Below are 23,702 nucleotides of genomic sequence, written 5' to 3'. Positions count from 1 at the left end.
GCAGCCGTGGGACACACGGTCAAGATGCTTTGTGAGGGTAAACACATCGGTGTCCCTGAGAAGAAAGAATCCTCACGCCTTTAGGCGTCAGGAGTGTCAAAGGTTACGTTTTTAGACAATCAAGTTCTCTATCCTCTTTGATCGTCCCTTTGAATTGGGAGATTTTATCATTGTTGATGATTTCCTCGGATCAGGTCAGGTTTCACCGATAACCGTTTAATTCACATCAACCTCATCCCCTAGCCACCGGGCAAAATCTGTGGTAAAGGTATCCCGAAAAATCGCCTCTCGAATCTGTTGGGTAAAGCGAATCAACTCCGTCACATTATGCAGAGAGATTAACATAAAGCCCAAAGCTTCCCGCGATCGCACCAGATGACTCAGATAGGCGCGGCTAAAGTTCTGACAGCAATAACAGGGACAAGTCGAATCCAACGCCGTAAAATCCTCACGAAACCGAGCATTTTTCAAATTCCACCGTTCCCCCTGAACCAACGCCGCCCCATGACGCCCTAAGCGCGTGGGAATCACACAATCAAATAAATCCACACCTGATGCGATCGCGCGTACCATTTCTCGATACGTCCCCACCCCCATCAAATACCGTGGCTTATGGGCGGGTAAATACGGTGCCGTCGCTGCTACGATTTCATGGATAAATTCCACCGGTTCCCCCACACTCACCCCACCAATGGCGTAGCCCGGTAAATCCAAAGACACCAAAGACTCAGCCGCTTGACGACGCAAATCCAGATAAACACCACCCTGAACAATACCAAACAGCGCTTGCTGATCCGCACGAGTGTGAGCATTGATACAGCGCTTAAGCCAGCGATCCGTTCGTTCCAGTGACGCCTCAATCTGCGAACGACTCGCCGGATAAGGGGGACATTCATCAAATGCCATAATAATATCCGCCCCTAGGGCATTTTGGATGGCAATTGACCGTTCTGGGGTGAGATTAATCAATCGTCCATCCCGAGGCGAACGAAAAACCACACCCTCTTCACTAATTTGGCGCAACTTACTTAAACTAAAAACCTGAAAGCCGCCCGAATCCGTCAAAATAGGGCGATGCCAACCCATGAAGTGATGCAATCCTCCCGCTTGCTGGATAATCCCTTCTCCAGGTTGCAGGTGCAAATGATAGGTATTAGCGAGAATAATTTGTGCTTGTGCCGCTTCTAACTGAGCAGGCGTTAGAGTTTTGACCGTTGCCAAAGTACCCACGGGCATAAACCGGGGCGTTTCTATCAGACCATGGGGACTGTGCAGTAAACCGGCGCGTGCCTTGGTTTGGCTGCACCATGCCTGACATTGGAAGGAAAATGAATTGTATGTTTGAGCCAACGCGGTTAAGGGTTCGTGATCGTGCTTTGATTATTGTGGCTCATCATCTGTTTTGTGTACTGTCAGGGTTTTTTGACAATGCCAGCGAATCAGTCGTCAAGGATAAAAGGCATACACCAATAACAGCGGAAAATCTTGTTCTGGTTTTCGCTTCCCTCAGATTCACTCCGCAATGACCGAGTATAGTAGGGCGGCAAATACCCAGCTGTTAACAACAGAGGAAAAAGCAGAAACCCTGCCATAAACAACTGTAGCCTGGGAGCCTTGTTGTACTTGCTCTGTTCGGACAGCCAAACCGATTAGAAAGGACATTCGCCCTCATCATCAATTTGTACGTCCCACCGGGCATTGAGGACTTGGGTAACCATGGCTTCCAGAGCTTCGGCGTTGAGGGTTTCGACGGATTGCTCCTGTAACGGGTTGGATAGAGGAATCAGCCTCAGCCGACGGTTCTCCTGGACTAAATCAAAATAAGCCTGCTTTTCCGGCGTCTGATGCAGTTGCAAGTAATCAAAACTCTGGACATTGATGTAGATAGCTTGATTGGCAATTAGGGTAGAACGGCGGGAATCAGCAAAGACTTCCAGCACATATCCTTCCCCTTCACTTTGCACGTTACTATCGATGGTGTGACTATAGCGGACGCGACCCAAATCAGTGAGTAGGCGTCCCATGTCTTGTTTATTGATAATAATGCCCGTATCAATAATACAAGGGGCAGGAAGTCGGCGTGGAGGTTGATGATAACTCATGGGTAAAGCCTATGATGCATAAGGGGCTAATATTGCCTTGCCAGGAGGATTGGCATTGTGATTAGACGCGACTGCAAAACCCAATACTTCTTTTCTTAACGACTGCCCAGCTAAAGGTTCAGTCGGAAGCTGTAGTTATCAAGAATCAGAAATTCATCCACAGGCTCGTGCCGGTGGACTGTGTTCTGAAATACTTGAGTGTTACGGGTATTACAGTAGGGTTACTAGACCATACTATCCCAATATTCGCCAGCTATTCATCGGACAATATACGTAAATTTCTGTGTAGTAAACGATGAACCCAAATCCTGACCCGCTCAATAGCTTTCTAACGCCTGTATCCCTGTGCTTCCGGGCTTCCCTGCACCGGTGTCCCCCTGGATTAAATTATTCTCTATGAAGTGGTTTAACGTTCAATCAATGTGGCAGATGGGACAAAAGTTCTGGCAGTCTTGGCTGGGTGCGATCACCTTTTATACCTGTATCCCCATTCCCATGAGTTGGGGGTTGGACTTTGAGCGCATTGCCCGTTGGGCACCTGGGGTGGGACTATTTATTGGTGTTATCTTAGCGGTGCTAGACGCCGTATTGCAATACTGGGGGATGCCTAACCTGACCCGGAGTGGGGTTATCGTGGTGAGTTGGGTAGCACTCACGGGAGGACTGCATCTTGATGGCGTAATGGATACGGCAGATGGCTTAGGTGTACAAGATCCTAAGCGACGGCTGGAGGTTATGGCAGATAGCGTTACTGGGGCGTTTGGGGCGATGGCCGCGATCGCGCTACTATTACTAAAAACGGCGGCGCTTACCGATATTGAAGCCTATCGCTGGTTGGCATTAATCAGTGTAGCTGGATGGGGGCGCTGGGGACAAGTGGTGGCGATTTCGATTTATCCTTACCTCAAACCCACCGGGAAAGGCGCGTTTCATCAACAAGGGATTCAGATACCTAACGATAGTCTGTGGGGGGGATTGTTACTCCTGGGGGTGTGTGGATTGCCCCTAATCTGGAGCGGAGGTAGTCTTAAGCTAGGGGTAATTCTAGCTGGAGGAGGTTGTGCGATCGCGCTTTTGACCGGGTTCTGGTTTTACCGTCAGTTGGGGGGACATACCGGGGATACCTATGGGGCGGTGGTGGAATGGACGGAATCCCTATTGCTCTGTTTACTGACAATAGTTCTCTGAGCCTTGGGTATCTGAGGCACTGGTATCTCAAGCCGTTGCCGTCCCCGGAAATGACCTATATTTAATCAAAAAACCAGCCAATACCAACAGCACAATCGCAATTGTGCCGATTCCCAGAGGGCTAGGAACCCAATACACCACAGCTAGGCGGTTAAGTTGACCGGGAATCAGAGTCCACACAAGCTGTCGTCCATTTTCGTAAATCTGGGGCGTGATGGTATTATCACCTAGCTCAATAATGTTTGCCCCCCAAGGAGTCTGCAAACTAAACTGCAAATTCAATAGCGAACCCGGACTAACAATAATATTACCATTTGCCGAAAGCACCGCTAGCGATCGCAAGTCCAGTTCATAGTTCAACTGATTCCGTTGCACCACAAAAAAGCTACGTTGCTTTATACTTAACGTCGAGTCCAGACTGGGTAAATCAACGCTTCCCCTATCCTTCGCACTCCCATGAGTTGGGTTCACTGGGTTAAAAAATTGATTAAACTTGGTGGTCAATTCCTCTCCATTACTAAATGGAATTGTCACCACAAGCGAATGCTGAGAACGGCGTGTCGTTTTTCCTTGGAGTTCCTTGGCACGTCGCTCAATACTTTTAAGCCATTCAGTCGCTTGAGCATTACTAAAACTTCTCAGTTGTTCCCCCAGGCGGATTTGCTGCACAATCGTGCCGTGGTTTTCATCCCTGACGTTAACTAAAACATCATAGTTGACACAGCCAGACAGGAGTAATGAGACCAACAAGACAACCCCAATCACCCGTAGGCGACTGAGAATACGAACGGCGGACAATCCATTTATCAATGCTGGTTTCACCAACTTTACTCCTTTATCTGTGACTGCCTTTTCCCTATATTACTTATTACTTATTGATTTTCTGCCGCTCAAGTATGTGGGAGCCGCAAACCTTACGCCCCTACATTTTTGCTCTAGCGTTGAATCACTTAATTATTGATAATCTCCCACTTTATGAAGTCGTTTTACTCTACTATCTGATCAGGCGTTGACGCACGCATTATTACAATAAATTCTCAAATTCTCTGCCCTTGTCCTACCTAGAACTTAGTATTTTCTCAAGCGGCAGGCTCTCCGGTACTACCAATCTGATCCTCTTTCTTTTCATATAGTCATATAATATGAGAAGTTTGGTAGTCAATTCGATTATTCTTTTTTTGTCGGGGCAAGACTTTGAAGAACTGCAAAGTTACCAGCACCAGATAAAGCGGATTAATCAATAAATAGCGCTTCCACAGACGAACGGGTTCTTGCAGGAATCGATAGAGCCATTCTAAGCCGAACTGTTGCATTAAGATTGGGGCTTCGTCAACTTGACCGGCATGCATATCAAAAGCAGCACCGACACAAAGTATAGGACAATCCAAGCGATGACGATGGGTAAACGCCCACTCTTCTTGCTTTGGACATCCTAGTCCGACAAAAAGGATACCCGCTCCTGATTGGCGAATGGTTTGGACGTACTCAGCATCTTCCTCTGGAGTTAAAGCTCGAAACGGTGGAGAGATTGCTCCAGCGATTTTCAAGTTGGGGAATTTTTGAGTCAGCTTGACTTGTAATTGTTCTAACGTCGGATCGGTGGAGCCATAGAGAAAAATACTCACGCCTTCAGCCGCCGCTCGTTCGCACACCCTTAACATAAGTTCAGGTCCCCGGACGCGATCGCGCAGATATTTTTCTCCGGATTTGCGAAACAGATTCATTGCCCAGCGTACAGGCTGACCATCGGGGGTAACTATTGAAAAATGATTGAGACGATAGCCATGACCTTGAGGGTCAAGATAACCGCGCATCATGCTATGCACATCTGTCGCCGCTACTATACAGGATAGATGCCATTTAGCGTTTTGAATAATCAGGTCGGTACATTCATCATAGCTTGTCCGATGAACGCCAATCCCGATGATACTGGTTTGACTGGGGGCTGGTAACGTTTGAGTATTCATTCCTCTTTCCTCTTCTATTTCCTCGTATCTACCCAAGGGGGGATGCGCCTTTTTATCGCCCGAATTCCCAAAACCTTTTTTCTTTAGACCTAGAGTGAGCAAGACGCACGGTAAACGGCTTTTGAGTTTATCCTTATGGTCTGGCTAAGTCTTTTGAGTTCGGTGTTAACCTATTTTGGGTTGGACAATAAAATCCTTTATGGGAAGCAATTTACTTATAAATGCTCAGTTCTGTCAATAGTTGTACATAGATCGAAACTTAAATCCACCAATTGCCAAAGATTACTTCAATAATCTTTACAAACTTTTGTAAATCTCTCAGTTTCCCTTGTGTAAGTAAAGAGAGTTGGTCAAATTACCATAAAGTTTTCGTGAAGATAAAGAAAGCATTTCATAAAGATTCTATGAAGAATCGATTTTTGGGTAGACAGTTGCTGATTAAACCAAGTATTTTTACTACAGACAGAGAAAATATAATTACAGGGTTCAGTTTAACGAGCAAAATTTGAACAAGTCGAGAGACTTGAAACATGATATAAGCCAACTCGGTGAAGCTGCTTAATTCACATCATTGTGCATGGGTGATGAGGAGTAATCCAAAATTCATGATGAATTAATACAGTGACACCCTGTGTAGAATCCCCTGACCTAGACTTCACGTTAAGTTTCAGGTTCTAGGCAAGGGAGAGATTCAATCTGGCAAAAAACGGGTGCATTTATAGAAATTATGACTACCATTACGGTAACAAGCACTGCTGACAGTGGAGCGGGTTCTCTGAGAGATGCGATCGCGCAAGCTAAGGCAGGGGATACGATACAATTTGACTCTGGTCTGGCGAACCAGACTATTACCCTCACCAGGGGTCAATTAGAAATTAATAAAGATCTGATTATTGATGGCGGTAATGCCCCAGGTTTAACCATCAGTGGAAACAAAACATCCCGCGTTTTTTTGATACAGGGTAATTCATTTAGTGATTTTCTTGATGTCACATTACGGAATTTGACCATTGCCAATGGCAAAACAAGTGGAGTCGATAAAGAGCTTGCAGGCGCTGGCATTTGGACGGCAAGTGGCACAAAACTTACGGTAGAGAATAGCACCTTTAAAAACAACCACGTTCAGGACTATGGAGGAGGTGCTATCTTTAGCGGGTGGCGCAGTACAACTGTTGTAATTAACAGTACATTTGAGAAAAATAGTGCATTAGGTAACGAAGATAGGGGTGGCGGTGCGATTACGATTGATACCGAAAGCTCTCTCACGGTTATCGGTAGCGAATTTATTGATAACAAGTCAATTAGAGGTGGAGCGATTAATGCTCCTCTAGGTACTTTAACGGTAGAATACTCTACTTTTACCGATAACCAAGCAACTTCAGGTGGGGCAATTTACAACCTCTTAGGGGATCTCACTGTCGAAAACTCTACTTTCTTTAAAAACGCTACAACAGGTAGCGGTGGGGCAATCTTCACGGATGGGGCTTCTCTCAGAGATGAAGGTAAAACCTCTGGTACTATTGAGATTCGCCATAGTCGGTTTGATAGTAATACCGCTGTGGGTAACGGTGGTGGACTTTTTCTCTTTGTTTACGAAGCCGACAAAGTTATCCTGGAAGATAGCACGATCATTAATAACCAGGTTACGGCAAATGCCGAAGGATTCGCTGCTGGTGGTGGCGTCCGGCAAGACTTGGGTGAGTTTATCGTCCGTAATACCACCTTTGCCAACAATCGAGTAATTGCGTTGGCGGAGTACCCTTCACTGGGTCAAGGTGGGGGTTTGTGGGTAGGAGAGACTGAACGGGTTACGATTGACAATAGTACCTTTTACGGGAACCGAGCAGAAGCAACCAATGGTAAAGGGGGTATTGGTGGAGCAATTCGTTTATCCAATGATCCTTATCCCACATCCATCACCAACACCACCATTGCCAACAATTACGCTGGGTTTCAAGGCGCAGGATTTTGGGCAGAAGAGTCAGCAAATGTCACGTTGGCAAATACCCTGCTTGCCAATAATTTTGCCGACAATGACGGTAAGGATTTAAAGGTTAATCATCACACGAATATTACGTTCAAAGATAGGGGCGAAAATTTCCAATCTATAGAACCTGCTCATAGTGACACGAAAATAACTCCAAATGTTACGTTCATTGACCCTAAACTGGGGAAATTTATAGATAACGGCGGTATGGTGCAAACACCACCCTTACCCAGTAATCCAGATGTAACAGCCGGGGCTGTAATTAGCCGTCCTAGAGGCACATTTCCCGCCGATCCAAGTGACTTAATCGTTACAGCAATTTCAGATACGGACATTGAACTAACGTGGGCGGATCGGAGTAATAATGAAACAGGGTTCAAAATAGAGCGATCGCGCGACCAAGAGAATTGGACAGTATTAACCACTACAGCGGCTGATGTTACCCGTTACCGGGATACCGACTTAACGGCGAACACGCAATATTACTATCGCCTGAGGGCAATTAACGAAATTGGTGATTCCTCTGCTATCTCCACCCAGGGAACCACGGATAGCATAACCAACCCTGTACCCAAACCTGTACCCAAACCTGTACCCAAACCTGTACCTATCCAAGAACCAGCATTGAGTCGCACATCTGAAGATGTTTTCCGGGTTGAAGGAGACTCAGATGCGGTGCAACTTCAATTTGATTTAACGGGAAGTGACACGGATACAGTTAATGAAGTTGGCATTTTTTTGGTGGATGATGAGTCGGGTTATATTAACGGTATCGCTCCTGGGAAAGCTGGGTATCTGGAAGCCGCCCTCAACCAATCTCAAGTTATTTTCTCCGTGCTTCCCGACAATCAGTTTCCGGATTTAAGTTTCACCCGTAAATTTGGGGTAGATGGGGGCCAGGAATTTGGGTTTTACCTAGTCAGAAATAGTACCACGGATACAGTACGGTCTGAGTTGACGGCTGGAGGGACGCCTGATAATGTATTTTTGGGCTTGACCTCCGGGAATGGGGATCAGTTCGACCGTGTACAGGTATCCGAACTGGGTAATAATCGGTATAACCTGGCGTGGGAAGATGGGGAAGATTGGGACTTTAATGACTTAGTGTTCAATGTTCAACTCACGGAAACTGATTCAGGACTAGGCACTCAGTTACAAGGAGGGCAAGAAGGGGAAATTATTGACTTACGGGATCAGGTAACGGGTATGATTCCGGCTCAGTTTGGCGTCAATAGTGAAGCGGACTATGACAATAATTTTGGATTTTATCTCATTGATGACCCGGATGGTCGCATTGGGGATCTGCGCCCCGGTGATCCCGGTTATGCCGAGGCGGCTGTTCGCCAACGATTAGACACAAATGCTGGACTCCCGGCTGGGACTTTACTTGCTCCCTTTATCATCGCTGATGGTACAGCCGAGGAATTTTTGGCAGAAAATCCCCATAATCAGAGTGGTGAAGACGTGATGGCTTATTTTGCCTTTATGGGAGCTAACCCGGATGGGGTAGACCACGTCCGCCTGCTGGGGGATAATACCATTGGGTTTGAGGATGAATGGAATGGAGGCGATCGCGACTATAATGATTTAGTGGTTCAGGTGAATTTTGTTTAAAAACTATAGGGACTTTAGCAGAAAGACTTACAACTAAATCTCTCGAATAATAGTCTGTAAATTACATTTGGAAGTCTCTTAAGTCTTTGCGAAGAGGTAATCCGCTGATGAAAATCCTTGTATCTGCCTATACCTGTGAACCGGGTTGTGGTTCTGAGGAGGGAGTCGGTTGGAATATGGCACTGGCAGTTGCCAAGTATCACGAAACTTGGGTATTAACCCGAACGATTTTTCGCGATCCAATTGAGGCAGAACTGGTTCGCCATCCTGTCCCCAATCTGCACTTTATCTATTTTGATCCCCTGAATTGGACGGAAGATTGGAGAAACAAGCAAGGCGCTGTGCAACTGCACTACTACCTTTGGCAGATTCAAGCCTATTTTGTTGCTCGTCCGTTGCATCGCCAGATTGGTTTTGATTTAGTACATCATGTGACTTACGTCAAGTTTTGGTCTCCCAGCTTTTTGTCATTGTTGCCCATTCCCTTTATTTGGGGACCAGTCGGTGGGGGTGAGCAGGCACCCAAGCCGTTTTGGAGTGATTTTAGTCTACGGGGAAAGGTTTACGAAACCCTGCGAGACCTAGCTCAACGGTTGGGAGAACAAGACCCATTTACTCGGATCACGGCTCAGCGCAGTGTCTTAGCTCAAGGGACAACTGAGGAAACTGCCCAGCGCTTATTTAAGTTGGGGGCTAAAAATGTGGGAGTGTTATCTCAGATTGGGTTATCTCAGTCAGAGATAGCCAGTTTAGAACAATGTGCCATGGCGGAGAATTCCCCACTAAGATTTATTAGTATGGGTAGATTGTTGCACTGGAAAGGTTATCATCTAGCAGTACGTGCCTTTGCTAGAGCAGATTTATCAGATGCTGAGTATTGGTTGCTAGGGGATGGAGCAGAACGGCAGCGGCTACAAGCTTTGGCTGAGGAGTTAGGGGTTGCGTCCCAAGTTAAGTTCTGGGGAAATCTGCCCCGTGAGCAATCCATGGATAGGTTAGAGGAATGCCATGTCTTGGTTCATCCCAGCTTACATGACTCCGGTGGATTGACTTGTTTGGAGGGCATGGCAGCAGGACGTCCAGTGATTTGCTTAGATTTAGGCGGACCCGCCACTCAGGTTACGGCGGAGACAGGGATTAAGGTGTCAGCATCTGATCCGGAGCAGGCGGTGCAGGGTTTAGCGAAAGCAATGATACGTTTAGCGGGTGACCCAGAGTTAAGAGTTCGTCTAGGAAAGGCAGGTCAAAAGCGCGTCAAGGAGGTTTATGATTGGCAGGTTAAGGCAGAAGTTTGGCATCAGGTTTATCAGGAAGTTTTGCAAGATTAAAACACAAGTGGGTCATTGGTAAGGGTGTGAGAAGTAGTTATGGAACGAAAGCTGAAACTGACCACTCTCGGTGTGGAATTGGCACAAGCGGATAGATGGCCCGATGGATGCCCTATTCTCAAGGCATGGCGTGGTGCTTATTCTCCAGCGTTTAATCAGGTGGTGAAAGAAAGATTTGAAATCGTTGAGGATAAAGATTCTGATGGGTTTTTGTTACCCTCTAATGTTTCGTTTTATCACCCCAAGCGACTCAGCGAGATTGGCGCAATGGTATCCAAGAGTGGATTACCTTCAATTGGCTTTGACATCAGCCATGAGCGGCGAAAACCTAAGTGGCTTGACTATATCATCCGCTTTTCTTGGTATCGTTCACTTCAAGAACCAGGGGTGATTATTAGTCCAGCATTTCTGGGGGGGGACGGGTTTGATCTGATGGCGGAATTGGGTATCTGCGACTGGCAACCTATGGAAAAGGAACCTCTGCCAACGGTGAGTTTTTGTGGTCGCGAGGGAGGAACATTAGGACTTGCCATCTGGAGGATGATGCCCAAGAGTTTGACCCGGCGTATGGCAACCAATTTTTTCTGTAGCACAACTCGCGGTATTCGGATGACCTGTTGTCACCCACTACGAACCGATACGATGCAGGTTATAGAAAAAGATTCTCGCATTAAAGCGGATTTTATCGGGCGAAAGCATGAGGGAATGAGTCCTAACGTACAAGGAAACTTGCGTCAGCAATTCCTGGACAATTTGATGGGTAATGCCTATGCACTCTGCGTTCGCGGTACGGATAATTATAGTTGGCGATTCTATGAGGCGCTTTCTTTAGGTAAGATCCCGATACTTATTGATACAGACTCTATGTTGCCTTTGGAAGAAGAGATTCCTTGGGCTCAGTTGATTGTTCGAGTCCCCTCTACCCATTTACCTGAGTTGCCTGAGCGGTTGATGGAATGGCATTCTCGGCTTTCTCCGTCTGAATTTCGCGACTTGCAGCGAGAGTTACGGTCACTTTTTGAGCGGCTAACGCCAGCACAGTTTTATCCGCAGCTTTTTCGCAAAGTGTTAGAGTAAACTACTCTCTCGTTCGTTTCTGGATTATCAATTCAATTCTTCAAGGCAAAAGATGTCACCTCTACTAGGAACTTAGCCGCCGCTTCTGGATTATGCTGGGTGATAAACTGCTGAGACTTTTGACCCATTGAAACAATTAAATCTGAATTATCAATAAAACGTCTCATCTGTTCAGCTAATTCTGCCGGATGATAGGGATCAAAAATATAACCATTTTCTCCTTCCACGACAAGTTCAGATGAACCCGCCCATTTAGAACACAAGATAGCTTTACCAAAAGCCATGGCTTCCAGCAAAACTACCCCCCAGATATCCTCTAAAGTGGGAAAAACAAAAACATCAGCTTGGCGGAAATAAGCACCCAAGCGGTCATAATTTCCCCAACCTGCCCAGTGTACAGAATCGGTTAACCCCTGAGTTTGACTATAGGTTTCTAGTTCTTCCCGTTGTTCTCCATCACCTACGATGAGCAACGTATATTTTTGATAGCCCTGCTGTTTGAGCATTGTACAAGCTTGTAAGAGCAACTGAAGTCCTTTGCGGGGGATGACTTTGCCCACAAACAGAAAAATGGGATGCTGTAACTCGGGTTGAGGTTCTGAGTCCTCTTCTTGACGTCCCAGTAAGGTTTTGACATCCGGTACTTGGTAAGGTCGAGCAAAAACCCGTTGTTCTTCAGCACCTAAGACTTTGGTCAGATAATTTTTGCCTCCATTCGTATTTGTGATATAGGCATCCGCAAAGCGAACCATCGTACTTCGCAATATTAAACGCCGTCTGGAATTGATATAGTCTATGGTGGGAGAGCTACCATCGTAAACAATAACAACCTTCCACATTCCTAAGGGTTTAAATAGTAGAGTGAGGAGCGTCCAGAGGGAGAAACCACTAACAAAGATGACATGAGGTCGAAACTTGAGCAGATAACTGATAATTCTAGGAGATACAACAATTAAGCCGGGACTGTAACCAACGCCTTGAGTCGTGGGGACAAATTTCGTTTTCCCCACCACTTCAACGGTAAATGTTCCTTCAAATCCCGGAACAAATCCTTCCCAATATCCCGTATAAATGGTAGTTTTTGGAAAGGTTTTTGTGAATTCTTTAAACAGTGGCTGCCAGTAATTTTGTCTTTCCATCGAGGGAAGCAGCCAAGCGACATGAATATTTTCTTTAGTATTCACTTGTTAATTACTCCAAATATTCAGTCACCTAAACCACGTTAAATAGAAAAAACGCTAAAAACATTGTGTAGAGACGTAGCAGGCTACATCTCTACTTCATATCTTCATTTTATTACGTTGTTCTTTCGTGGCGTAGAAATGAGATTGCCTAAATTGTCCATTTTCCTTAACAAATGCCATATCGACTTGAGCCAGTGCGCCATCAAGGGGACGAACGCAATTGCCAAAAATATCATATACCACAAATCCCTGGTTTTTCATGTAAGTTACAATTTCGTAAAATTGGGGACTATTGACCATGAATTCAAAAAGAGATACTTCCAGGATAATCATTTCCGTCTCTTGCAGTACGTTTTTTGCCCCTTCTAGCACGTCGAGTTCTGCTCCCTGAACATCTAGTTTAATTAAATAAGAACCTTTTAAATTCCTTTCGGAACATAAATCATCAAGAGTTACCATTGGAACTTCACGGGGAACTCCATCAGCATCACTGCCTTCCATTTCTTTGAGGATCGATGATCCCTGTATACCTGGGTGGACGTTGATGGTTATAGTTCCGGGACTTTTGCCAGCAGCAGCGATGACGTATTGGGCTTTGTATTTCTGGCAGATATCTTGGAGGAATCCTTCACACTCGGCTACGGGTTCGACGAGAAGATGCTTGGCTTGGGGAAATTTTTCGTACAGTTCAAATGTGCCATAAGCGACACCGACATCGATGACAGTTTGGGGTTGGAAGTTAAGAGATTTGATGTGATCAAGAACTCCCGCTAGGGACGTTCTCACTCGGCGGCGCGGGATGTCAAAGCCAAGGGGTTTGAAGGTGTTGTAAGCAATTTTTTTCAAAATCTCTCGCGTTCTCATTCTGGGACTCCATGGTTGAAAAAGTTAGTGGGAAAATATTAGTTTTTGCTCAAGCGTCTGTGCGTTGTCAGGTCTTATTATCTTCGGCAGCACCCAAGATTGAAATTGAAACCAATCTTACATAAGGGAGTGCCCAAAAGAAAAGCCACAACCGACTCGCATGACGCTGGCAAAATACCTTTGACTCAGCGGGTGGAAAGCCTTTGATTTGATTGGCTTTTTGCCATCGCTGCCTCAGGGTTAATTCGGGGGCTAACCAGGCATGGGCTTGGGGAGGGTTCGTTTGACATTTTCCGGTATATCCTGGAGCTACCAAAACAGTACACCCTTGTTGTTGCGCCCGCAAGCCGTAATCAATGTCGCCAATACTATGGGTAAAGGCAGGATCTAGATTCCCAACGGCTTGGACAACGGAACGGGGGATTAAGACACAGTTACCATTCATTGTGTCAACGGGTTGAGGGTCTTTATCGGGTTCTACAAGCTTATATTTAAAAGGATGCCACCAACTATTTCGCGCTAAACCTCCATAGGTGAGTTTCCCCGTTTCGGGATGTGCCATAGAACCAACGATAATCGCCTTTTCCTCCCCTTGTGCGGCTAGATGATGAGAGGTGGTGAGTAGGGATGCGATCGCGTCTGGGTAAAGTATGGTATCGTCATTGAGCCAGAGGTAGTAGTCGTAGTCGTATTTAAGTGCCTCAGCGAAGGCTTTGTGCATGCCTCGGTTCCAATAGAGGTTCCCATCCCCTGGGAGAATCTTAACTTGAGGATAAGTTTGTCGCACTGCCTCGGTTGTACCGTCGGTGCTACCATCATCGACTAAATATACATCCAGGGTGACTTCAGCCGGGAGTACCTGGTTAAACAAGGCGTCTAGACAAGCTAAGGTTTTGGGTTTACGGTTATGGCAAGTGATCAGGATGGCAGTGCGATCGCGGTTCATATTTCAGTGAAAGCTAATGACTCGGAACCTGACGTGAGTTTGGGCTTTGGGCTTTGAGTGAGCGGGAGGTTCTCACCCTTGACAAAAGAATAACAAGCTGCTGTAGAATTTACTAATCTTACACAAAATCCAGGAATTAATTCAAGATACTTCACTTTATGTTAAAAGTTCTGTTTGCCTAGGCATAAAGGAAGTTATTCAATTGTGCCAATAAAAAAGTTTTTTTGAGGAGAACTGCAATGAGGGCAATGGCAGACGTGCAAATTCTAGATATAACACCCTGGTCTGACGAGAATTCTCAAATCTTAGCGAATTATATAAGAGAGAACTTTTCGGGAAAAATCCAAATTCTGGAGGCAGGGTGTGGGCAAGAATGGGGATTGAATTTGCAGGGGGTAGACTATGAACTGACAGGTGTTGATTTAAGTGAAGAGGCTCTAGATATCAGAAAAAACCAGAAGAAAGATTTAGATAAAACGATTGTTGGTGACTTGCGAACCGTTGAACTGGACGAGAATCATTACGATGTGATTTATTCGTCTTATGTGCTTGAGCATGTTGATGGTGCAGAGCAGGTACTCGACAAAATTTTTCAATGGTTAAAACCAAAAGGTGTTCTGATGCTGCGAATTCCTGATGCAGATACGGTCTATGGTTTTGCGTCTAAGTATTTACCTTTTTGGGTGCATGTATGGTATAAAAAATATATTCAAGGATATCCCCATGCTGGGGAGCCAGGATATGCGCCTTTTCCGGTTTTTTACGATGCTGTTGTCTCACGGCGAGGTATGCAAGCCTATTGTCGCAAACAGGGCCTTCCGATAAAAATTGAGTACAGTTACGCTGAAAGGAACCCCGGAGTTATGTTTGGCAAGTTTGCTCCCATAGGTAACATTATTTTTCACGGGATTGGATTGCTATCGTTGGGGAGAATTGCTACGAATCGGGGTGATGTTGTATTCGTGATTGAAAAGCCGTAATGATTTAAATAGGGGAGCATCCCAATTTGGCGCGTTAGCTCTTTTTATAGGGCTGAAGCCCTTTAAATATTGTTGCTTTAGGGAATGGTGTTTCCCAAATGGGATGCTCCCTTTAAATAGAGTGGGAGGTGACGTTCTTATCCATGACAAGGGAATAACAAACTGGTGTACAATTTCTTAAGGTTACATTAAATCAAGCTAGTTATTCAATTGAGTTCAATTTTTGAATATTTCTTTATATTTTACTAGCTCCATAAGCGGTAAAATATAAATTCTATTAGGGAAGCCTCTAAAATGCCTAGTATTAGCTGTATTATTGTAAGTTATAACAATGAGATTTTTTTAAAGGATGCTATCACTAGCGTAGTAAATCAGACTCTGCCTGTGACAGAAATTGTTATTGCAGATGATGGCTCGACAGATAATTCGAGAGAATTAATTGCGTCGTTTGCTCATAAATATCCTCAAATTCAGCCAATTTATAGGGAAAAAAATCTTGGAGTAGCAGCCAACAGAGACTTAGCGATTAGATCAGCTCAAAGTGAATTAATTACAACACTAGATGGAGATGATTGGTACTCTCCCCAAAAAATTGAACGGGAGTTTTTAGCGATAGAAGAGACTTCTGGAGCCATCGCTTGTTCTGATGTTTACATCGCACACACAGAACCCCAACAGAGTCATATTTTAGATATGTCAGAGTTTGCAAGTTTGGATAGAAGGCAAAGATTACGTTGGATGGTCAACAATGTAGTAAAGACGCCTAGAGATATGCTACTGCCCAAAAAAGTCTATTTAGATGTTGGAGGAATAAAGGATGGTTTCGCTCCCTATGAAGATTGGGAGTTTAAAATACGGCTAGCTGCAGATGCAAATCAATGGGTGCATTCTGGCATCGTAGGTAGCAATTATCGCCAAACTAATTCAGGGCTATCTAAAATTAGTTTACTAAAGCATTTTCAAGACCAGTACAAAGTATTAATAGCAAATCATGAGCTACTCAAAGAGCATCTCGGTGATCATGAGTTTGGGTTGGCTGTTGCCGAAGTTTATATGAGAGCAGGACGTTCCTTATTTGGTATTCGTAGCAAGTTAAGAAAATTACGAAACTTAAAATTTTGAATTCATAAAGATAAATATAGCAACCGCCATATCGGCATTTAAACCTTAATGTCAACGAACTTCAGTTTAAATACGACGAAAATGAGGGTGTTTCATTTATGCTTATCAGCAGTCATATTCAAGACAAAATTCCCGTATTCTCTAATCATAGATGAAGCTATGTCTGCTAACTGGCTAATGCTGGTTTCAATGGGCAGATATCGATAGCGAAAGGAAGCCAGCCTAGAATCATTTTCTTGATAGAGGATATCTTGAGCAAAGTTACCCCAGCGCGGTGGCATCAAATCTAGGGTCATACCAGCATGAGCAGAGGGTAACAGCATATTGGAGCCATGAATACCGATAACTAAACGACTTTCTGAGTATAGTTGACACATTTGCTTCTCTATTTTTTGGTCAAACTTATCAATCCTTACGTCTTCTATCCACCGAGGGAATTTAGTCTGTGTACCTAGACCTGCAACCACAAACTTGGCTTCAGGTACATGTAATCTAATTTCCTTAAATAATCGTTTCACCCGCCAATTTTGGAGCAATAATCCCAGGTAAAATATTTTGAGTTTTCTGATAAGTCTGAAAAAAGACATACTACACCACGGGCGATCCTCACGCCATATAAAGGTTATTTTAATGTCTTCTTGTTCAAAGCAATGCTTTTGGACTCCCGTAAAGCGAGTAATGTCGAACTGACAGGGATGGGAATATGCCTTGCTGATATAAATTTCATCAAAGCGTTTCAATTCTTCACTGACAAACTCAGCAAAACTAGGATAGTAACATTGACCTTGTTTCAAGGATATCGGTACAGTCCAGACTTCGGCAGCACCTTCAGGAACCATCCATCTCAGAAACTTAGGTACTATAACAATTAAACCATAATCTGGATTTAAATCTAGATGTCTTTGCGCGTTCAGTAACTTTAACAGGCAGTGTCCATACAGATAATCAATACAGTTTAAAATAATAACTTGATGACACTCCTGGAAAACTTCCTTAGAAATTTCTAGTTTTTCTAATTCAGGATATTGCAGAGAATCAATAAGGTTTTGAGCTAACCATTGGTTGTGAACACTTTCTTGACAAAAAACTATTTTTTTATCAAGATTAATTATAAAATTATTTTCAATAAAATGATGAATTTTAAGACTTTCTAAAAATTCAGTCTGACAATTAACACATTGACATTTAACAACAACATGCATCCCCAGCCATTGCACAGCCAAAGGTTTGAGTGCTGCTTGGCAATCCGTACAGTTGGATTGATACCGAATATTAGGTTTAATTTCAATCATCTTACCAATCCCAACAACCTAGTCATCGCTTTGTATAAGTTTAAAGACCGGAGAATCATCTTACCAACGGGTCTGAGTTCTCTCAAATAAAAATTCAGAGCTATTATAACCATAAAATAAGTCATTATAGTAGCAATAGTCGCACCAATAGCACCGAAACGTGGAATAAGAATAGCATTGATGGCTATATTAGTCAATGCGCCAAAAACACTCGAATAAAGAGAGTAATGCAATTTCTTTTCCACCGCGAGATAAGCACTTCTAGCAACACCAAAGTTAGTGCCAAATTGCGCCCATACATAGAGGGATAAAATGGGAGCAGTCGCAGCATAGGATTTTCCATAGAGTATATTGACGATATAAGGGGACAGAAAAGAAATCGGAACTGCTATGCCTATCCAGAGTAAGGTCATTGTATCAAAATAAACTTGAAATTTATTCAGATAGTCTTCTGGATTCTTTTCTTTCAAGCTTGAAAGCTTAGGAAAAACCGATTGATAGATGATCATCGGTAGAAAGTCAAATATTTCCGATAACTTGACTGCCACAGAATAATACCCCAATTGAGTCGTATCTGACAACAAAGACCCCAGCATCACCTGATCAATTTTGGAATAGACATAAACTGCTAATCCGGACAGAACCAGTATCCAACATTCCTGAAGTAAGGTTTTGGCTCGATGCCAACTAAATCGCCATCGGCTCAAATGATTACCGTTGATAGAATAAGCAATGCTCCTTGCCAGCCCCCTCAACGCTGTCTCAGCTAACCCTGCCCATGCAAAGGCAATTACCGTCATTTGTAGTCGAATCAAGACAATTCTCAAAACGGCATAGACGGCAGATACTAGATTGTTGGCAACAACGAGATATTTGACTTTGAGTTGCGACTGGAACCAATAGTCAATGGTATTAAAAGCATTGACTATTGTTCCAGTTGCCACAATGCAAACCAACCAGCGCGTCAAGATTTCATCCGGTTTGAGCAGAGAAATCGTACCCACGGTTACAACTAACGTAACAATACCGCCAATGAACTGGAGAACAAAAGCAGTCCCTAACGTTTCATCTTTGCTAGAAGGATCACGAGCAATATCCCGAATGACAATTGTCCCTAACCCTAATTGCGCGATCGCACTAAACAGCGAGACAAAGGTCATAGCATAGGTGAGTAGACCATAGTCTTTGGGTTGTAGGTAACGAGCCACCCAGATACCAACCACCAATGCCAAGCCCATCTGGAAGAGCCGCTCCACTAGCAACCAAGATATATTGTCAATAACTTGGCGTAAACCAGGGCTAAGTTTTCCAATTACCGTAGCTATCTTATGCACCATTCTAAAAATTTATACGCTGGGGAAATATAGTAACTGATTATTAATAATCTAGGTAAAAATAGCAACAAAATGTGGATTATTTATTCTTTATATGGATAGTACTTTTTATTTTAACGGAAACTTTGACTTAAACGCAATAGATTTAGGGGGTTGAAAATTTTCTACAGTTTCCATAGTCAATCTTGTGGTCATAACAACAGATAAAATCCAAGGTATACTTATTTGTTCTATACCGCCATCTGTAGTATTGATCATCACTATCCAGGTTAAAGTGATCAAAGGGAATAACGCTTCAGAGTTTTTATGACGAGTCAAGTGTAAACTTCCATAATAAATCGCTGTCAATAAGGAAACTATCAATAAAGCCAACCCTAGCCAACCTGAGTTTAAACCAACATCCAAGTAACCATCGTGACTATGATGTGGGATAAAACCATCTCCACCAGCTTCTGTGACCGTAATGGCAAGTCCTGGATTATCGGAACCCTGCCAAAATTGCCAAAAGCCTTCGTATCCGTAGCCTAACCAAGGATGCCTGTTAATGGCATTCACCACTCTATACCATACATACGTCCGCCCCGTTAACGTCATATCCTTACCCAGTTTTTCTACAATAATATATTCCGCATTTTCTGTGATTAAAATCGCGATAGAAATTCCAATTGCCAGAAAGACAGCCATGGACGCAAAAGCCAACCTAGGTGGCAAGCGTCTGATAAAACTTAGAAATCCCAAGAGGGAGATTAGGACTACCAATAAAACCCTAGCCAGACCCCCTTGGGATTGAAAAACGCAAAAAAGCGCTAAAGCCGCTAGACTTAAAAATAGAAACTTGTATTTTGGTTGACGAATAGATTGTAAATACATTAAAGTGAAAGCCATAGCCATCGTTGCCCCAAAAACGTTTTTGTGAAGATAAATTCCATGCCAAGAACCTACTTTATTGCCGAAAATTAGACTCAAAAATAGAACAACTATGTGATACCAAAGCAACACATCAAAAATCTCCTTTACATTATATTGTTGTCCGACATATATAAAGCATACTGTTACTATAAAAAAAACTAGACTAGCTTTGAGGGTATGTTCAGGAGTTTCTGAAACCATAAAAGACAGATTTATTATCATAATATAAGCACAAAAAGCTGGTGTTTTATTAAGAATAAAATACCAGGTATAACGCAATTCCTGAATGGTATAGTACAACCTAGGAAGGAGTAAAATGAAAAAGAGAGCATAGAGTCCCAGTGCCATAATCCTATAGGCAAGCGACACCTCAGGCTCATAGAGGTTTCTAGGTTGAAACCGACCACTAAAGGCGATATTCATACCCCCAATAATCAGCATAGATAAAATAATAAAAACTCTTTCAACGATTTCACCCCATCGCGGCTGGCGGCTGATCAACTGAAAACCAATAACAATATAAAGGAAGGCGACCCCTAGAAGTAGGGTAAACACTAAAGGATGTAAAAGGAGCTGTTTCATAGAATACCTTGAGTTAACTAAACTCCATTTCAATCAGGATAACGGCTCGCGAGATACAATGAATACTATCGAGTTATAGAAAATTAAGTGGCGTATGCCCAGTGTACTGCAAAAGCTAATAACCCCGTCAGTTGCAGCAAGTCTAACTCTTTCCGCAGCACTGAGCCTAACGGAACCCTCTCCTAGTCTCGCTCAGTTACCCAATTTTGAAGATCCGGCACTCCCCCAACTGCCTGCCAACTCAGGAGCTTCTGAGTCCGCTTACACCTTAGGAGGCGGCGATCGCATTCGCCTCGATATTCTAGAAGTTCCCCAGTATAGTGAAGAATACCAAATTCCACCAGGGGGTTCCCTCTCCCTACCTCTCATTGGTAGCGTCTTTGTCGAAGGACTGACCCTAGACCAGGCTAGCCAGATCATATCTAATCGGTACGCTCGCTTTCTCAAACGTCCCCTCGTCACCGTGGTTCTCGTAGCGCCGCGTCCCATTAGTGTTTCAGTTTCTGGAGAAGTCAATCGTCCAGGTTACTACGCCTTGGTGCAGACAGGTAATCTCAGTCAAAATCTGGTACTGCGGGATGGAGATATTATTTTTGTTCCCACCTCAACTCAAGTCAATCTCCAAGAAGCGCGACAAATCGCAGCGACTAGCTTTGCGCCTGCGCCCGATGTTCCGCGAACTGTTGCCGTGGTGGGTGAAGTTTATCGTCCTGGCACCTATACCGTCAGTGGTGAAAACCCAAACCGATCTGAAGCAACCCTGGCTTTACCTACAGTGACCCTGGCAATCCAAAAAGCGGGGGGTACTAAACCCATGGCAAATATTCGCCAGATTCAGCTCCGCCGGGTGACTAAAACGGGTATTGAACAAACCATTTCTGTAGATTTGTGGCAACTTTTGCAAGCCGGAAATTTCACTCAAGACGCTGTTCTCCAAGAAGGAGATACGATTATAGTTCCTACTGCTACTGAAGTGAGTCCGGAACAAGCCACTGAATTGGCGACCGCTAATTTTGCACCGAATACCATTCAAGTGAGTGTGGTGGGAGAAGTTACAGCACCCGGAGTGGTGCAAGTCCCCCCCAATACCCCTTTAAATCAAGGGATTCTAGCGGCTGGTGGATTCGACCAGCAGCGAGCTCGGAAGAGTTCGGTCGAACTGATTCGCCTTAACCCTGATGGCACCGTTACCAAGCGCACGGTGTCGATTGATTTTGCCCAGGGTATCAACGAAAACAGCAACCCTATTCTCCAGAATAACGATATTATTGTTGTCGGTCGCTCTGGTTTCACTAGAGTTGGAGATACTATCGGTACTATATTAAATCCAGTAACTAGGGGTTTCGGAATATTCCAAATTCTGGAACAACTGTTTTGAATATCTATCCGACAAATTTTACCACTTCTATAATTCAACAGCGAGAACACAAAACGATGAATCAATGTAAACCAATCTGGTCTGAGCAACACCCTTTGGAAATATGGGTCAAGGAAGATTTCATCCTACCGGGATTTCGCCCAGTTCCCTTACTGCTGCATATGACTCCCCCTGATACTGACCCCGAGTTGCTTTTTTGGAACCTGCTGAGGGAAAAGTTAAATCAGTTTATACATATCCACCGATTTAAAAATTTGCAAGAGGCGGGTTCTCTAATTGTTACCCCAAATACTTATAAAGATTATATTCTCTCAACCGATAAGTGGTCTTCAGTTTATCACTTTAATCGTAAAGCTCTAATTTCAGGCAAAACGGTAATAACTTTCACAGGCGGATCAGAATATAATCCTCAACCTCAAGAAATTGTTTTTTCCGTATCCACTTATCAATGTAAAACTGAAAAATCAGTGGCTACACCGAATTGGCTTTATGATATTGGCACTAAAGTTTCACCAATAGCAAAACCCTCGATGCCTACAGTCGGTTTTGTGGGGAATACGGAATATCCAAGCAAACTTAACTCAATTGCCCGTTATTTGCCCATTCCAGATGCCACATTCCCGGATTTGGGAAATTTGCAATGGGAGGACTTCAGTATTTTAGTTCCCTACTCGCAAGTACACCGAATTGGAGAGATAATTGGTGAGTTTCACGACAAGAGATCAGAGGAAGAGTTAAGGTCATCCTGTCGGAAATCACGAGAGGCATTTGAGTATTTACTGCCGCACAATTTTATTTTAAAATCTCTCCATAATATTTTATCATATCAAAAAAGGTAAATCGGTAAAATTTATTATTCTGTACAACTTACAGGTATATTACTATGTTATTCGATGGTTTTTACATCTTCAGTACTGAACCCCTTATCGTTTCCTATGTTGGTGACTTTCCTCCATTACCCAAAGGATTCCGACCGAAACATGCTTTACAAAGTTGTGCTGGTTATACTGGGCGATGGAAACGGATCGTGAGACACAAGAAGAATCAAATTCTGCATTCAATCAAAGGCAGGAAACATCACTTCATGGTCAATGCTGCCGACGAAGAGGTTTGGCGGCGACGTTGGTTTATACGTGGAGCCCAGTTTAGTAACAGTCTCTATGTCAACGAGTATATCTACAAACCTTTTGAGCAACCAAAGCACTATGACGCTATTTACATCGCCCAGCTTCAAGCCTTTAAGCGGCATTGGCTTGCCCAAGACATCGAACGCTTGATGGTTGTTTCCTACGGCGGTGACTTGCCCACCTTCTGTCCAGAATTGGCACATGCTGAGTATAATAGAAAATTCATACCGCGTCCTGAATTAGCTAAAAAAATCAATCAGGCTTACGCGGGTTTATGCCTATCGGCAGAAGAAGGAGCAATGCTAGCTTCCGTTGAATATCTCCTGTGTGGAATTCCCGTGGTGAGTACACCCAGTAAAGGCGGACGGGACGAATTCTTCAACGATAAGAATTCAATCATTGTTCCCCCCCAAACAGACGCCGTGGCGCAAGCGGTCAAGCGTTGGCGGGAATCACCCCCAGATCCACAGGTCATCCGCGAACAGACACTGAAGCAGCTCAACGCCGTCAGGCTAGATCTATGTACCTATGTTGCCCAATTGATTGAGGCAGAGAGGGGAGGTAAGAAAGATCCAGAACAACTAATGGAAAAATACTTCGCTGCACCTGGGATCTCATCTCGCTTTGTCCACCAAAGAGATTTAGCCACCATTGAGTTAGAGCAATTCAGAGTGTAATCGACCAAGGAAAAGACATTGGTTCTAGAAGATTCGTAAAATGG

General features: G+C 44.0%; 19 protein-coding genes. 9 read left to right on the top strand and 10 right to left on the bottom strand.

What is annotated here, in order from left to right:
* Positions 1 to 216: 216 nt before the first annotated feature.
* Complete coding sequence (gene tgt / locus ACLGGO_RS24380) at positions 217 to 1,350, bottom strand: tRNA guanosine(34) transglycosylase Tgt (RefSeq protein WP_446421234.1); 1,134 nt, start codon at positions 1,348 to 1,350, stop codon at positions 217 to 219.
* 299 nt (positions 1,351 to 1,649) lie between these two features.
* Positions 1,650 to 2,102, bottom strand: a complete 453-nt coding sequence (locus ACLGGO_RS24375) for a hypothetical protein (RefSeq protein ID WP_446335385.1) — start codon at positions 2,100 to 2,102, stop codon at positions 1,650 to 1,652.
* A 396-nt stretch (positions 2,103 to 2,498) separates the two neighbouring features.
* Here ACLGGO_RS24375 and cobS point away from each other — a divergent pair, with 396 nt between their 5' ends.
* Complete coding sequence (cobS, locus tag ACLGGO_RS24370; protein ID WP_446421233.1) at positions 2,499 to 3,290, top strand: adenosylcobinamide-GDP ribazoletransferase; 792 nt, start codon at positions 2,499 to 2,501, stop codon at positions 3,288 to 3,290.
* 27 nt (positions 3,291 to 3,317) lie between these two features.
* Here cobS and ACLGGO_RS24365 read toward each other — a convergent pair whose 3' ends face one another.
* Positions 3,318 to 4,112 (bottom strand): DUF3153 domain-containing protein, encoded by a 795-nt coding sequence (locus ACLGGO_RS24365; RefSeq protein ID WP_446421232.1) that lies wholly within the window; start codon positions 4,110 to 4,112, stop codon positions 3,318 to 3,320.
* Between the two features lie 311 nt (positions 4,113 to 4,423).
* Complete coding sequence (locus ACLGGO_RS24360) at positions 4,424 to 5,257, bottom strand: WecB/TagA/CpsF family glycosyltransferase (protein ID WP_446421231.1); 834 nt, start codon at positions 5,255 to 5,257, stop codon at positions 4,424 to 4,426.
* Between the two features lie 727 nt (positions 5,258 to 5,984).
* Between ACLGGO_RS24360 and ACLGGO_RS24355 the strand changes: the two genes are divergently transcribed.
* From ACLGGO_RS24355 to ACLGGO_RS24345, 3 genes are all read left to right on the top strand, one after another.
* On the top strand, positions 5,985 to 8,858 hold the full coding sequence (locus tag ACLGGO_RS24355; RefSeq protein ID WP_446421230.1) for a DUF4114 domain-containing protein: 2,874 nt from the start codon (positions 5,985 to 5,987) through the stop codon (positions 8,856 to 8,858).
* A 107-nt stretch (positions 8,859 to 8,965) separates the two neighbouring features.
* Positions 8,966 to 10,186 (top strand): glycosyltransferase family 4 protein, encoded by a 1,221-nt coding sequence (locus tag ACLGGO_RS24350; protein WP_446421229.1) that lies wholly within the window; start codon positions 8,966 to 8,968, stop codon positions 10,184 to 10,186.
* Between the two features lie 39 nt (positions 10,187 to 10,225).
* On the top strand, positions 10,226 to 11,263 hold the full coding sequence (locus ACLGGO_RS24345; protein ID WP_446421228.1) for a hypothetical protein: 1,038 nt from the start codon (positions 10,226 to 10,228) through the stop codon (positions 11,261 to 11,263).
* Between the two features lie 32 nt (positions 11,264 to 11,295).
* On the opposite strand, the gene ACLGGO_RS24340 is transcribed toward ACLGGO_RS24345, so the two are convergent.
* The 3 genes from ACLGGO_RS24340 to ACLGGO_RS24330 all read right to left on the bottom strand — a co-directional run bounded on the left by ACLGGO_RS24340 (position 11,296) and on the right by ACLGGO_RS24330 (position 14,257).
* Positions 11,296 to 12,447 (bottom strand): glycosyltransferase family 4 protein, encoded by a 1,152-nt coding sequence (locus tag ACLGGO_RS24340; protein ID WP_446421227.1) that lies wholly within the window; start codon positions 12,445 to 12,447, stop codon positions 11,296 to 11,298.
* Between the two features lie 96 nt (positions 12,448 to 12,543).
* Complete coding sequence (locus tag ACLGGO_RS24335) at positions 12,544 to 13,311, bottom strand: FkbM family methyltransferase (RefSeq protein WP_446421226.1); 768 nt, start codon at positions 13,309 to 13,311, stop codon at positions 12,544 to 12,546.
* 67 nt (positions 13,312 to 13,378) lie between these two features.
* Positions 13,379 to 14,257: a glycosyltransferase family 2 protein gene (locus ACLGGO_RS24330; RefSeq protein WP_446421225.1), complete on the bottom strand. Its 879-nt coding sequence runs from the start codon at positions 14,255 to 14,257 to the stop codon at positions 13,379 to 13,381.
* Between the two features lie 239 nt (positions 14,258 to 14,496).
* On the opposite strand from ACLGGO_RS24330, the gene ACLGGO_RS24325 reads away from it, so the two are divergent.
* Positions 14,497 to 15,237 carry a class I SAM-dependent methyltransferase gene (locus ACLGGO_RS24325; protein WP_446421224.1) on the top strand — a complete coding sequence of 247 codons (741 nt, stop codon included), beginning with the start codon at positions 14,497 to 14,499 and terminating at the stop codon, positions 15,235 to 15,237.
* Between the two features lie 294 nt (positions 15,238 to 15,531).
* The gene (locus tag ACLGGO_RS24320) at positions 15,532 to 16,359 is read left to right on the top strand and encodes a glycosyltransferase family 2 protein (protein WP_446421223.1); all 828 of its coding nucleotides are present in this window, start codon (positions 15,532 to 15,534) and stop codon (positions 16,357 to 16,359) included.
* Positions 16,360 to 16,451: 92 nt separating this feature from the next.
* Here ACLGGO_RS24320 and ACLGGO_RS24315 read toward each other — a convergent pair whose 3' ends face one another.
* From ACLGGO_RS24315 to ACLGGO_RS24305, 3 genes are all read right to left on the bottom strand, one after another.
* Positions 16,452 to 17,651, bottom strand: a complete 1,200-nt coding sequence (locus tag ACLGGO_RS24315) for a hypothetical protein (protein ID WP_446421222.1) — start codon at positions 17,649 to 17,651, stop codon at positions 16,452 to 16,454.
* On the bottom strand, positions 17,648 to 18,988 hold the full coding sequence (locus tag ACLGGO_RS24310) for a flippase (protein ID WP_446421221.1): 1,341 nt from the start codon (positions 18,986 to 18,988) through the stop codon (positions 17,648 to 17,650). Before ACLGGO_RS24310 ends, ACLGGO_RS24315 begins: the two co-directional genes overlap by 4 nt.
* Positions 18,989 to 19,093: 105 nt before the next feature.
* Entirely contained in the window at positions 19,094 to 20,476 is a 1,383-nt protein-coding gene (locus ACLGGO_RS24305) for an O-antigen ligase family protein (RefSeq protein WP_446421220.1), read from the bottom strand.
* A 94-nt stretch (positions 20,477 to 20,570) separates the two neighbouring features.
* On the opposite strand from ACLGGO_RS24305, the gene ACLGGO_RS24300 reads away from it, so the two are divergent.
* The 3 genes from ACLGGO_RS24300 to ACLGGO_RS24290 are packed head-to-tail and all read left to right on the top strand — an operon-like array spanning position 20,571 to position 23,658.
* Complete coding sequence (locus tag ACLGGO_RS24300; protein WP_446421219.1) at positions 20,571 to 21,854, top strand: polysaccharide biosynthesis/export family protein; 1,284 nt, start codon at positions 20,571 to 20,573, stop codon at positions 21,852 to 21,854.
* Positions 21,855 to 21,910: 56 nt separating this feature from the next.
* Entirely contained in the window at positions 21,911 to 22,693 is a 783-nt protein-coding gene (locus tag ACLGGO_RS24295; RefSeq protein ID WP_446421218.1) for a hypothetical protein, read from the top strand.
* Positions 22,694 to 22,737: 44 nt separating this feature from the next.
* Complete coding sequence (locus ACLGGO_RS24290) at positions 22,738 to 23,658, top strand: glycosyltransferase (protein ID WP_446421217.1); 921 nt, start codon at positions 22,738 to 22,740, stop codon at positions 23,656 to 23,658.
* Positions 23,659 to 23,702: the final 44 nt, after the last annotated feature.

The sequence above is a fragment of the Coleofasciculus sp. genome, from assembly GCF_046565525.1.
Lineage (GTDB): Bacteria > Cyanobacteriota > Cyanobacteriia > Cyanobacteriales > Coleofasciculaceae > Coleofasciculus.
Note: the sequence above shows the minus strand (reverse complement) of the source record. Positions and strands in the feature narration are given on the sequence as shown.